The following is a 12,133-nucleotide window of genomic DNA, read 5'->3' on the forward strand; positions in this document are numbered from 1 at the left end:
CTTACGCCTTCTCAATGTTGACCAGAAACGCCTTGTACTCCGGCGTTTGCGAGTTGGCGTCGCCTATCGACGGGGTCAGGGTGTTGGCGAGATAGCCCTTGCGGGCCACGCCTTCAAAGCCCCAGTGCAGCGGAATACCGATGGTTTCGATTTCCTGGCCTCCCGCCCGCAGGGTTTGCAGGCGCGGCGTCACCACGGCCACGGCTTTAATAAAGCCGCGCTTGCTGCTGACTTTCACCCGGTCACCGTGCGCAATGCCCTTCGCCTTCGCCAGCCCTTCGCTTATTTCAACGAACTGTTCCGGCTGCACGATGGCGTTAAGCCGCGCGTGCTTGGTCCAGGTGTGGAAGTGCTCGGTCAGGCGATAAGTCGTGCCGACATACGGGAACTGCTGCCTGCGGCCCATGCGTTTAGCGTCCGCTTCGTACAGGCGCGCCGCCGGGTTAGAAACCACGTTCGGGTGCAGCGGGTTAGTCCCCAGCGGCGTTTCAAACGGTTCGTAGTGCTCAGGGAACGGCCCTTCGGCAAGCTTGTCGAGGGCAAACAGGCGCCCCAGACCTTCCTGCTGCATGATGAATGGCCCAACGCCGCTGTCGGGGGCGGCGGAGCTGAAGTCCGGAATATCGTTCCCGACCCATTTCGTGCCGTTCCACTCAATCAGCATGCGCTTCGCATCCCAGGGTTTGCCCTGCAGATCCGCCGAGGCGCGGTTATACAGCACGCGGCGGTTCATTGGCCACGCCCACGCCCAGCCCAGCGTATTACCCAGCCCGGACGGATCCGCGTTATCGCGGTTTGCCATCTGGTTGCCCTGGCGAGTCCAGCTCCCGGCGTAAATCCAGCAGCCGGAGGCGGTGGAGCCGTCGTCGCGCAGCAGCGCGAAGGAGTCCAGCAGCTGGCCTTTCTTCGCCAGCAGGTTGCCGCTGGCGTCAAACAGATCATCCAGCGCGTAGCCGTTGCTCTCTTTGGCTATCTCTTCGGACTCGGGGCGATCGGGCTGGTGGTAGTGCCAGCGCATTTTCATCAGCGGCTCAATGCCTTTGCCGCCTTCGGCCTGGTACATCTGGCGCAATTGGTGGTAAAGCCCGGCAAGAATTTCGCCGTCGTTAAGCGCTTCGCCCGGCGCGTCCGCGCCTTTCCAGTGCCACTGCAGCCAGCGGCCCGAGTTGGCGATGGAGCCATCTTCTTCCGCAAAACAGGTGGAAGGCAGGCGGAACACTTCGGTCTGGATTTGCGCCGGATCAACGTCGTTCATCTCGCCGTGGTTCTGCCAGAAGTTGGAGGTTTCCGTCACCAGCGGGTCGATAATCACCAGGTACTTCAGCTTGCTCAGGCTGGCGACCACCTTGTTTTTATCCGGGAACGAGGCGACGGGGTTAAAGCCCTGACACAGGTAGCCGGTGACGAGATTGCGATCCATCATGTCGAAGTACTTCAGCACGTCGTAGGCCTGATCCCACTTCGGCAGCCAGTCAAAGCCCCAGCCGTTTTCCTGCTGCGCCTGGTCGCCGTAGAAGGTTTTCATCAGGCTGACGAAGAACTTCGGATAGTTACTCCAGTAGTTCACCTGGCCCGGCAGCGTGGCTTTTGGCGTGTTGGCGGCGAGGTAGCCGTCGAGCGTGGTTTGCTTATCGGACGGCAAAGAGAGGTAGCCCGGCAGACTGGTGGACAGCAGGCCGAGGTCGGTCAGACCCTGAATATTGGAGTGGCCACGCAGCGCGTTCACGCCGCCGCCCGCCATACCCATGTTGCCCAGCAGCAGTTGGATCATCGCCATCGTGCGGATGTTCTGCGCGCCCACCGTGTGCTGGGTCCAGCCCAGCGCGTACAGGAACGTGGTGGTTCGATCCACCGCGCTGGTGGAGGCCAGCACTTCACAGATTTTCAGGAAGTCTGCCCGTGGCGTGCCGCAGATATGCTCGACGACGTCCGGCGTATAACGGGATACGTGCTCTTTGAGCAGGTTCCAGACGCATCGCGGATCGGTTAGCGAGTCATCACGCTTTGCAAAGCCGTTTTCGTCAAACTGGTAGTTCCAGGTGGTTTTGTCGTACTGGCGCTTTTCTTCGTCGTAGCCGCTGAACAGGCCGTCTTCAAAGGTAAAGTCTTCGCGCACCAGCAGGGCCGCATTGGTGTAGTGTTTGACGTACTCGGCGTTGATTTTGTTGTTGGAGATCAGGTACAGAATCACGCCCGACAGGAAGGTAATGTCGGTGCCGGAGCGAATCGGCGCGTAGATATCTGCTACCGATGCCGTGCGGGTGAAGCGCGGATCGACCACAATCAGCGTGGCGTCGTTGTTATTTTTGGCTTCCATCGCCCAGCGGAATCCGACCGGGTGGGCTTCAGCGGCGTTGCCGCCCATCACCATTACCACGTTAGCGTTTTTGATATCAACCCAGTGGTTGGTCATCGCACCGCGACCAAATGTTGGAGCAAGACTTGCTACCGTTGGTCCGTGTCAGACGCGCGCCTGGTTATCTACCGCCAGCATGCCCAGCGAACGGGCAAACTTCTGGGTTAACATGCCGGTTTCGTTACTGGCCGCCGAGGCGCACAGCATCCCGGTGGAAAGCCAGCGGTTAACCGTCACGTTTTGCTCATTCTTCTCGATGAAGTTGGCGTCACGATCGTCTTTCATCAGGCGCGCAATGCGTGAGAATGCCTCATCCCAACTGATGCGCTGCCACTTGTCTGACCCCGGGGCGCGGTATTCCGGGTAGCGCAGGCGATTATCGCTGTGAATGTAGTCGAGCAGCCCGGCGCCTTTCGGGCATAGCGCGCCGCGGTTAACCGGGTGATCCGGATCCCCTTCGATATGGAAAATACTGGATTTGGCGTTTTTCGAGCCATCTCCCAGGCTATACATCAATAAACCACAGCCAACAGAACAGTAAGTACAGCTATTGCGAGTCTCTTTTGCACGCAGCAGCTTGTAGTTGCGCGTTTCCGCCAGCGCGGCTTTTGGGGCAAAGCCCAGCACCGCCGCCGTTGTACCTGCCATTCCGCCGGCGCAGATTTTGAAAAACTTCCTGCGACTGACGTTCATCGTCACCTCATTGTTACGACGTTTTTAGTGCGGGCGAAAATAACAGCTATAGCCATTCAGATATTGCGTGAAATCAATTCGATAAACATTGGGTAGGCGATTACCCCTTTGGTGTTAGTGGTTATCAGGTGGGGATAATACCGGCGTGTGCCTGAGGAAGATAAAAGGGGAGTAAAGCGATGCGGTCAGAAGCGGTGCCGTTTATCGGGGAAACGGCACGCTGAAGACTTTGGGTCAGATACGGGTAATCGAGAACCAGCGACGCCAGATAAAGCGCAGCAGATAATACTCAATGGTGCCCAAAACCAGGAACCAGATGCAGAACAAGATCACGTAGAGCTGGCTGAGGTCGACCAGGTGGAAAGTGTCGATGAGCTTTTGTGCCAGCGTCAGCGTTAACGCCGGGGCCGGGAGCAGCAGGCATGAAAGAAAGGCCAGCAGCAAAATGCCGCCCGCGCTTAGCAGCGCTTGATGTGGATGGTTCATGACGTTGTTAGCCTGAGGTTAAAAGGCTATTGTCCAGGAAAGTGTACCCGGGTGTAAACCATTTGAGAAAAGAGGGAAAGCGGCCCCTGAGAACAGAGGCCGCTGCGAGTGCTGACAAAGAGGAAAAAAGCGTGGTTTTTCCCTCTTTGTGGCTATCAGCCGAAAATCAATGAATTGATTTTCCTGATTTTTAACTAACCTTCTGGTATTTCTTCTCTCGCCAGAGGTTGGGCAGCAGTTTGAGCGGCCCCTGAGAACAGAGGCCCTGAGCATCAGTTAAAAACGTTGTGCAGCAGCGTGTACATCTGGGTGAAAGCGCGTTTTGACACTTCCGGGTGGTATTTCGCCACGCCTTCAACGTCCGCACCCGGGTCGGTGAATGAATGCACGGCGCCGGCGTAGCTCACCAGCTGCCAGTCTACCGATGCGGCGTTCATTTCACTGACAAACTCGCTGAGCTGTTCGCGCGGCACCAGCGGGTCTTCCGCGCCGTCCAGCACCAGAATAGAGGCTTTGATCTCTCCGGCGGCATGCGTTTTTAGGGTGTTGAGCGTGCCGTGGAAAGAAACCGCCGCTTTGATATCCGCCCCGCTTCTTGCCAGTTCGAGCGCGCAGTGCCCGCCGAAGCAAAAGCCTGCGACAGCCAGTTTACTGCCGTCGACGGCTGCGGTTTTCTGCGTGGCAAGCGTGTCCAGCGCGGCCTGCATGCGGCCAACCTCTGCCGGGGTATCCTTCACACCCATCATCAGGGCACCAGCTTCATCGGCGTTGGTCGGGCGCTGACCCTGGCCGTAAAGATCGGCAACCAGTACCACATAGCCCTGGGCGGCGATCCCTTTAGCCTGTTCAACCGCGCCGGTACTCACGCCCATCCAGTTGGGGGCTATCAGAATACCTGGCCGCGCAGCGCTTTGGTTTTCCTGGTAGACCAGTGCGCCTTCAAAGGTTTGATTCTCGACTTGATAAGTAATGGGTGTTGAAATAATTTCTGACATCAGAATTAACCCCTAAATAAAATTTATTGGTCTGCAGGTGAACGCTAATTAATTTCATATCGATAAAGGATTAGCAATTTATTAAATTTACAAGCGCATGAATTGCTATTTAATAGAATTAAAAAAGCGTTTATTTGTTAGTGATAAATAATTTCTGTGAATAATTGTAATTGATAGTGCTAAAACAGGGCGTACCCGCTTTTTCTATAAGCCTTTACTCATATCAAGGCATCGCCTTGAGTAATGGGTAAAAGGCGAGAATCTTCCAGCGCCGCCGCGCGATGGCCAATTCCCTGGAGATACGCCTCATTGTCCGCAAAAGCCAGAAAAGCCGCCTGGCTATTTTGCCGCACGAGCATGACGCAGTCCCAGCGCTCATCCGGCGGGCCAATCAGCCAGTCCCCAGCGCTGCCAAGAAAAGTAATATCCCCGCCGCTCTGGCGTAAAAAAGGCAGCGTGTGCTGTATATAACGCTGAAAAGCTTCCGCGCCGCTAACGGGCCTGAGCGGCATTAACTCTGGAGTAGCCGAATAATCCGCAATTTCCCGAAAACGCAGGAGGTTAAGCATATAAACCTCCCCGGGAATTTTTTTCATAATAAAATTGCGTCCGGCCTCCTGGGTTGGCTGCAGATAAGGTGCTGCGTTTGAGGACGTGGCCATAATCATTCCCGTTATTTCCCGATAGCGAAATGCGCGAGAAGCAGGGAGGCCACTTCTTCTTCCAGCGCGGGCGGGATTTCATGGCCCATGCCTTCAATGAGCTGCAATTTTGCGGCGGGGATTGCCCTGGCAATGTCCTGCCCGGCCTCTACCGGGAAGAGCGGATCGCGCGTGCCGTGGATCACCAGCGTGGGGGCTGCGATCCGGTTTGTCTCCAGGCGGAGATCGCCGGTGGCCGCCATGGCCGCAATCTGGCGCAGCATACCGGGCATCGAACTGGCGCGCGCCAGCGAGGTTGTTAACAGCGCCGTGTAATACTGCTCGTCAAACGGGATGTGCGTGGAGGCAATCCGCCTGAAGAAAGCGAGCTGCTGCTCAAGCCAGGCGCTTTGATGTGAATGCGGATCCGGCTTCGGCCCGATTAGCATGGCCATCACATCCGGGGCCGGAGGCGGGAGCTGCGGATTGCCGGTGCTGGACATGATGGCGCACAGAGACCGCGTTTTTTGCGGATACCGCGCGGCAAAAAGCTGGGCAATCATGCCGCCCATTGAGCGGCCAACAATGTGCGCCGCCGGAATACCGGCGTTGTCCAGCGTGAGGGCAACGTCTGCCGCCATGTCCCGGAGCGTATAGGCGATGGGGATGCTTTGGCCCTGGGAGAGCGCCTGCAGATTGGGTACGCCCGCGTGGTTCATCATGGGAGACAGCCCGCAGTCGCGATTATCGACCCGTAAAATGAAGAACCCGGCGTCGGCCAGGCGCTGGCAGAAGCCCTGAGACCAGCTAATGCTCTGGCTGCCCAGGCCCGGCAATAGCACGATGGCCGGGTGGGTTTTTTCGCCAAAGGCGTCGAAGTAGAGGGAGACCGGCAGGTTAGTAGCAGTGCTCATGGGCGATCCTCAGTTTTTGCTGCCAGGTTTCCAGCAGCTTCTCCAGCGCGGCGTTCACGTTTTGCTCGTCCGGTTTTACTCTTTCGAGCACGGTGAACTCGAACGCGGGCTCACCGTATTGATTCCAGGCGTGCTGCAGCGCCTTATTGCGGTGCTGCCCGAATTTCAGTTCAAACAAATGGCGGTTTAACACGCCCTGTGCGTTTGCGGCGCTGGCCAGCAGCTTGTGGCCGGTTTGCGTATTGGCGATCAGGTAAATTCCGGCCGTTGTGGGGCTGTCTTTATAGCTCTGCTTCAGGTCTTTTTTATTTATGGCTTCAGTCATTTTTGGGCTCCTGTTTACCGAAAGCTAACGTTGCCGCATAGCGGCGAATATCCTGCGGCCAGTCCGTCATCGCGGCATTAAAGGCCGTTTCGTCATCGGCAAACAGCGCGCGCAGGCAAGTTTCATACTCGGGCAGGTCGCCCGCCACCTCATGCATAAACTGGTAGGCGCTTTCGTGCCTACGGCGTTTGTTGTCCGCCGGCTCGCTGGCTTTTCTGGCCTGCTCGATCAGCCGGCGCAAGGTCGCAGAGGCACCGCCCGGCTGCGTAGCCAGCCACTCCCAATGGCGCGGCAGCAGGGTGACCTCCTTCGCCGATACGCCAAGTTTTGGCCTGCCGCGAGTTTTAACCGTGGCGGACTCTTCGGGTTGCTGTTCGGCCAGTTCCGGGTAAGCCGTCAGGGCGCTGGCTTCGTCCCCGTGGGGGTGGATATCCAGCCGTTTACCGGTTTGATCGTTGAAGATAAAAACCGACTCGTTGCCGATTGGCGTGGCCTTTATCTGCTGCAGGATTTCACTCAGGTTGCCGTGGGCAATCTGCCGCCGCTGTAGAAAGGCGGTGAGGGTGACTGGAGGCATGGGTAGCACCTATTTTATCCGGGTAAAAATAACAGCCTATCGGCAGGCGTTAACCTTGTCAATTATACCCGGGTAAAATAGTCCGATGAGTTTAGGCCTGGTGCATCAAATCCTGGTACAACGCTGCCAGAACGCCACCGGGACGAAATTGCTTTTTGATCCAGCGGGTGACCTGCCCCGTCGCCGCGTGCTGGGTAGCAAGTAACATGCGGGAATGCTGGCGCGGGTTATGTACCTGGCGGATCGTCAGCCGGCCGTTTTCTACCTCGCTACGCACCATGTAATCCGGCAAAAAACCGATGCCTTCGCCCAAAATCTGACACTGGCATTTGGTCGGGAAGTCCGGCACTACCACGGTTTCCTGGCCATGCAGCAGCCAGCCCACTTTTTTATTTATGGTGGAGGCGGTGTCTTCCACCATGATATTGGTGTACAGCCTGAGCTGGCTTTCGGGGATGGGTTCCTGTGCCGTGGCGAGAGGGTGATCTGGCGCGACGGCGAACGCCCAGTGGATGACGCCAATCTCCGTGTAGTCAATCCCGCCCCCGCCCAGCAGCGAATCCGGTGCGCCGATCGCAATATTCACCTGATTGTTGAGCATCGCGTCCCAGACGCCGTTGTACACCTCGGTGGTGATGGCAATCTGGCAGCCGGGGAACTGCTGTTTCAAAATATTCAGCAGCCTCGCCGTGTGGTGAGGCGTGTATAGCAGGTGGTTAATGCAAATCCTGACTTTGGCTTCGATCCCCTGCGAAATAGTCTCAATACCCCGGCGGATCCCTTGAAAATCATTCAATAAGTCGCTGGCCTTCCGGTAAAGGTAGAGCCCGGATTCTGTCAGTTCAATACTGCGGGTATTGCGGATAAACAGTGGCGCACCGAGCCAGGTTTCCATGCGTTTTATGGTGTAGCTGATGGCGGAGGTGGTCACGCCCAGCTCTTCGGCCGCACGGCTGAAGCTGCCGTAGCGGGCGGCACAGGTAAAGGCCTGCAAATTCTCTTCGGTAAAGATGGAGTTCATTCCGTGCTCCCTTCGATGACGCGTGATGCGGGGAGTTTGACACATTCTGAAAAGGATTATTGAAACGCATTCAACAATAGCGACATTAGCGATGAATCTTTTTTAAGCGGATGTTCATCCCGGCAGGGCGTTGTTATTCTCGAATTTCAGCATTAACCGCGAACGACAGGAGAACATTATGTCTGACAAAGAACGGGTTACCGGGTTTCTGACGGCGGCTTTGAACGGAGACGCGGCAACGCTTAGAACATGCCTGGCGCAGGGCGTGGATGTTAACGCCACCAACCGGCAGGGCAGAACGGCTATCACCATTGCCAGCCTGAACCAAAAATATGACTGCGTGGCGCTGCTTATTGAGGCCGGTGCGGACATTAATCACCAGGATGAAACCTGCTTTAATCCCTTCCTGATTAGCTGTCTGAATAACGATCTTGAACTGTTACGCCTGCTGTTACCCGCGAAGCCTGACCTGACTCGCTTAACCCGCTTTGGCGGGGTAGGCATTACGCCTGCCAGCGAGAAAGGGCACCTTGAGATTGTTCGCGAGCTGTTGGCGCGCACCGAGATTAACGTCAACCACACTAACTTCCTCGGCTGGACGCCGCTGCTTGAGGCCATCGTGCTGAACGACGGCGGCAAAAAGCAGCAGGAGATTGTCTCCCTGCTGCTGGAACACGGTGCCAGCCCGCATATGACCGATAAATACGGCAAAACGCCGCTGGAATTGGCTGAAGAAAAAGGCTACCGCGCAATCGCTCAGCTACTGAGAGACGCGGGCGCATAGCCGCAACATCCCTGACAACCACCATCACACTCTGGGTAGAAAAATAATAATGACTGAGATTGAAAAAAGCCGTCGCGATTTTATCAGCGGGGGCGGCAAAGTCGCCGCCGCCTGTGCGCTGTTTGGGGCTACCGGCACCGCAGCCTGGGCCGCAAAAACACCCGCCACCGCTTGTGAGAGCAGCCGCCAAATGAATGCCATCAGCGAAAAACATTACTACCTCGACAATGTGCGGCTGGAAACCGGGTTTAACTATGAAGGCGAAACCGCCGTCAGCACCCGCACCGAACTGCACACGTTAGAAATCAAAGACGGCAAAATTGCGGCAATTAGCGCCAACAAATTGCATCCTGACAGCGCGCTTCACGCGTATGATGCGGGCGGTAAGCTGCTGCTGCCGGCAATGCGTGATATGCACATCCACCTGGACAAGACGTTCTACGGCGGCCCGTGGCAGGTACATAACCGCCCGGAAGGCACCACCATCATGGATATGATTGCCTACGAGCGTAAAATTCTGCCTGAGCTGCAGCCCTACACCCGCGAGCGCGCCGGAAAGCTCATCGATCTTATCCAGTCCAAAGGCTCAACGATTGCCCGCAGCCACTGCAACATCGAGCCCGTTTCCGGGTTGAAAAACCTTGAAAACCTGCAGGCGGTGCTGGCAGAGCGAAAGTCAGGCCTGAACTGTGAAATTGTTGCGTTTCCACAGCACGGTTTGCTTCTGTCAAAATCTGAACCGCTGATGCGGGAGGCGATGCAGGCGGGGGCGCACTACGTGGGCGGCCTGGATCCCACCAACGTGGATGGCGCGATGGAGAAATCGCTCGATACCATGTTCCAGATAGCGCTGGATTACGACAAAGGCGTGGACATTCACCTGCACGAAACCAGCCCGGCGGGCGTAGCGGCGGTGAATTACATGGTGGAAACGGTAGAGAAAACGCCGCAGCTTAAAGGCAAACTGACCATCAGCCACGGCTTTGCGCTGGCTACCCTTACGCCACAGCAGGTGGATGATATTGCAACGCGTATGGCCGCCCAGCAGATTAGCATCGCGTCTACCGTCCCCATCGGGACTTTGCATATGCCGCTGAAGCAGCTCCAGCAAAAAGGCGTGCTGGTGATGACCGGCACCGACAGCGTGATCGATCACTGGTCGCCGTACGGCCTGGGCGACATGCTGGAAAAAGCCAACCTCTATGCGCAACTCTACGTTCGCCCGAGCGAGCTTAGCCTGTCGCGTTCGCTGGCCATTGCCACCGGCAATATTTTGCCGCTGGACGATAAAGGTAAACAGGTGTGGCCGAAGGTGCAGGACGAGGCGAGCTTTGTGCTGGTGGATGCATCCTGTTCTGCGGAAGCCGTGGCGCGTATTTCGCCGCGTACCGCCACCTTCCATCAGGGCAATTTAGTCTGGGGAAGCGTGATTTAATGCGGGACAAAATAGCCTGCGAAAGCAGGCTATTTATGGGCATTTTACCGCACAACAAACACCGGGAAACGGGCGTGGCGAATAATGCTGGAAGCGTTGGAGCCGAGCAGGTGAGTAGAAATAGACGGATTCTTCGAACCAACAATAATCACATCCGCATGAATTTCCTGCGCGACCTCGTTAACTTCATCCCGCACCGAGCCGTAGCGAATCTCCAGCACCACTCGCTCTTTAGGCAGTGAGAAATGCCCCCGCAATTCTTCCATTTTTTCTTCGGCGTTTTTCTTCAGATACTCGTCGAATTTACGGATGTCAGAGGAAAAGCCGTGGGTATTAAACAGCGGGGATTTAGGCAGAACGTACAGAAGGTGGATAGTGCCCTCAGACTCTTTCGCCAGGTATTCGGCATGGCGAATTGCTTTATCCGTGAGCTCCATTTCAAAAACATCCACCGGCATTAAGATGGTTTTATACATCGTTCATCTCCTTTTGGTCACGTTTCATTCATCCTGGCATTAACGATGCTGTTTCGCCGTGATCTGGCGGGGAAATAAGGCATTTTTTCGTTTTCACTCTTTTGGGATGAAGACAGGGGGAGGGGCTATTTGATTCTTTATGCTGGATTGAAGCCGGAACCAGGGCCTCGCTTTTAACCCGGGACTGACTTCACCCACCGCATTGCGGTTTCCCCTCACCCTAACCCTCTCCCGGAGGGAGAGGGAATAAAAAAACTCGCCACCGCTTGCTTTCTCCCTCTCCCCTTTGGGGAGAAGGGATAAAAAACTCGCCACCGCTTGCTTTCCCCCTCTCCCCTTTGGGGAGAAGGGATAAAAAACTCGCCACCGCTTGCTTTCCCCCTCTCCCCTTTGGGGAGAGGGCCGGGGTGAGGGGGAAAACCAGAAACGATGCTGCGGTTGAAGTTCGTACCAGACATACAGCGGGGCTAAAACGGAGGTCTGCCGCTTCAGCGGTCGATTTATTTCGCCGGGAGTCCGGGTTCTCAGGGGAATGACGGTGATTCCCCTGAGCCGCTCTTTCATAGCGGGTATTTGTGACCAAGCACAGCCCATACGGGAGAAGGAAAGTCGTACCTAGTTGCGACCTGCCATCACGCCGCCGTCAACGTCCCACAGCGCGCCGGTCACCCAGGTGGTATTGTCGGACAACAGGAAGCTAACCACTCCTGCGACGTCGCGTGGGGTGCCTACGCGGCCGATAGGGTGGAAGCTATCAAAGCTGCCCATCACGTCCGCCACATCCTCTTTCGGAATAAAGCCTTCGTAAATTGGCGTATGCACCACGGCAGGAGAAACCGCATTGACGCGGATGCCGTGAGAACCCAGCTCAATGGCAAGATTCTTCGTCAGCGCATGTAAACCGGCTTTTGCCATCGAGTAGGCTGAAGATGGCGTCGCGCCGATGGCCTGCTGTGCCCACATGGAGCCGATGTTGACGATTGAGCCTTTGATCCCGGCGGCAACCATGTTTTTCACCACTTCACGGGTAATGAAGAAGGTTGCGCGGTTAATGTTCATGTACATGTCGTAATCCGCTTCTTCGTGTTCGGTAAAGGCTTTCGGGAAGAAGACCCCGGCGGCGTTTACCAGCAGGCTGATGTCGCGGTGTTCGGCGTTAATCGTGTGCATCACTTTGTGCATCCCTTCGCTGCTCATCAGGTCCGCGACGATGACGGATCTTCGCCGAGGGCAGACAGCGCCTGGCGTGCCTGTTCAGCTTTCTCGGCGCGATTCCCGACCAGCACAACTTTGCCGCCGTTTTCCAGCACCTGACGGGCGCTTTCCAGACCCATACCGCTGGTGCCGCCAACAACTAAAAGTTTCTTACCTGCGAATGATAGAGACATGATGACCTCGTATATTTGAGTTTAATAAGATGAAGCTGCCTG

The 12,133-nt window shown here is 56.3% G+C and carries 13 protein-coding genes and 1 pseudogene; 2 read left to right on the forward strand and 12 right to left on the reverse strand.

Annotated features, from left to right (window positions below):
* Nucleotide 1 precedes the first annotated feature (1 nt).
* From VW41_05125 to VW41_05165, 9 genes are all read right to left on the reverse strand, one after another.
* A complete protein-coding gene (locus VW41_05125) occupies nucleotides 2-2,413 on the reverse strand; it encodes a formate dehydrogenase (GenBank protein ID AJZ88469.1) in 2,412 nt (803 codons plus the stop codon).
* Between the two features lie 48 nt (nucleotides 2,414-2,461).
* A complete protein-coding gene (locus VW41_05130; protein ID AJZ88470.1) occupies nucleotides 2,462-3,049 on the reverse strand; it encodes a sulfate ABC transporter substrate-binding protein in 588 nt (195 codons plus the stop codon).
* Nucleotides 3,050-3,283: 234 nt separating this feature from the next.
* Complete coding sequence (locus tag VW41_05135) at nucleotides 3,284-3,535, reverse strand: membrane protein (GenBank protein AJZ88471.1); 252 nt, start codon at nucleotides 3,533-3,535, stop codon at nucleotides 3,284-3,286.
* Nucleotides 3,536-3,807: 272 nt separating this feature from the next.
* Nucleotides 3,808-4,530, reverse strand: coding sequence for a DeoR faimly transcriptional regulator (locus tag VW41_05140; GenBank protein AJZ88472.1), 723 nt, complete (start codon nucleotides 4,528-4,530; stop codon nucleotides 3,808-3,810).
* Between the two features lie 218 nt (nucleotides 4,531-4,748).
* Nucleotides 4,749-5,198: a hypothetical protein gene (locus tag VW41_05145; GenBank protein AJZ88473.1), complete on the reverse strand. Its 450-nt coding sequence runs from the start codon at nucleotides 5,196-5,198 to the stop codon at nucleotides 4,749-4,751.
* 5 nt (nucleotides 5,199-5,203) lie between these two features.
* The gene (locus VW41_05150) at nucleotides 5,204-6,085 is read right to left on the reverse strand and encodes an alpha/beta hydrolase (protein AJZ88474.1); all 882 of its coding nucleotides are present in this window, start codon (nucleotides 6,083-6,085) and stop codon (nucleotides 5,204-5,206) included.
* Entirely contained in the window at nucleotides 6,069-6,410 is a 342-nt protein-coding gene (locus VW41_05155) for a hypothetical protein (GenBank protein ID AJZ88475.1), read from the reverse strand. The genes VW41_05150 and VW41_05155 overlap by 17 nt, the downstream gene beginning before the upstream one ends.
* Complete coding sequence (locus VW41_05160; GenBank protein ID AJZ88476.1) at nucleotides 6,403-6,987, reverse strand: hypothetical protein; 585 nt, start codon at nucleotides 6,985-6,987, stop codon at nucleotides 6,403-6,405. Before VW41_05160 ends, VW41_05155 begins: the two co-directional genes overlap by 8 nt.
* 91 nt (nucleotides 6,988-7,078) lie before the next feature.
* Nucleotides 7,079-8,008, reverse strand: a complete 930-nt coding sequence (locus tag VW41_05165) for a LysR family transcriptional regulator (GenBank protein AJZ88477.1) — start codon at nucleotides 8,006-8,008, stop codon at nucleotides 7,079-7,081.
* Nucleotides 8,009-8,186: 178 nt separating this feature from the next.
* Here VW41_05165 and VW41_05170 point away from each other — a divergent pair, with 178 nt between their 5' ends.
* A complete protein-coding gene (locus VW41_05170) occupies nucleotides 8,187-8,792 on the forward strand; it encodes an ankyrin (GenBank protein AJZ88478.1) in 606 nt (201 codons plus the stop codon).
* Between the two features lie 49 nt (nucleotides 8,793-8,841).
* Nucleotides 8,842-10,227: a deaminase gene (locus VW41_05175; protein ID AJZ88479.1), complete on the forward strand. Its 1,386-nt coding sequence runs from the start codon at nucleotides 8,842-8,844 to the stop codon at nucleotides 10,225-10,227.
* Nucleotides 10,228-10,271: 44 nt separating this feature from the next.
* Here the strand turns inward: VW41_05175 and VW41_05180 are convergent, their stop codons facing one another.
* From VW41_05180 to VW41_05190, 3 genes and pseudogenes are all read right to left on the reverse strand, one after another.
* Nucleotides 10,272-10,703 carry a universal stress protein UspG gene (locus tag VW41_05180; protein AJZ88480.1) on the reverse strand — a complete coding sequence of 144 codons (432 nt, stop codon included), beginning with the start codon at nucleotides 10,701-10,703 and terminating at the stop codon, nucleotides 10,272-10,274.
* Nucleotides 10,704-10,796: 93 nt separating this feature from the next.
* Nucleotides 10,797-11,297 (reverse strand): hypothetical protein, encoded by a 501-nt coding sequence (locus VW41_05185; protein ID AJZ88481.1) that lies wholly within the window; start codon nucleotides 11,295-11,297, stop codon nucleotides 10,797-10,799.
* 21 nt (nucleotides 11,298-11,318) lie between these two features.
* Nucleotides 11,319-12,091: pseudogene (locus VW41_05190) on the reverse strand (sugar dehydrogenase).
* Between the last annotated feature and the right edge of the window lie 42 nt (nucleotides 12,092-12,133).

This window comes from Klebsiella michiganensis, assembly GCA_000963575.1.
GTDB classification, from domain to species: domain Bacteria; phylum Pseudomonadota; class Gammaproteobacteria; order Enterobacterales; family Enterobacteriaceae; genus Cedecea; species Cedecea michiganensis_A.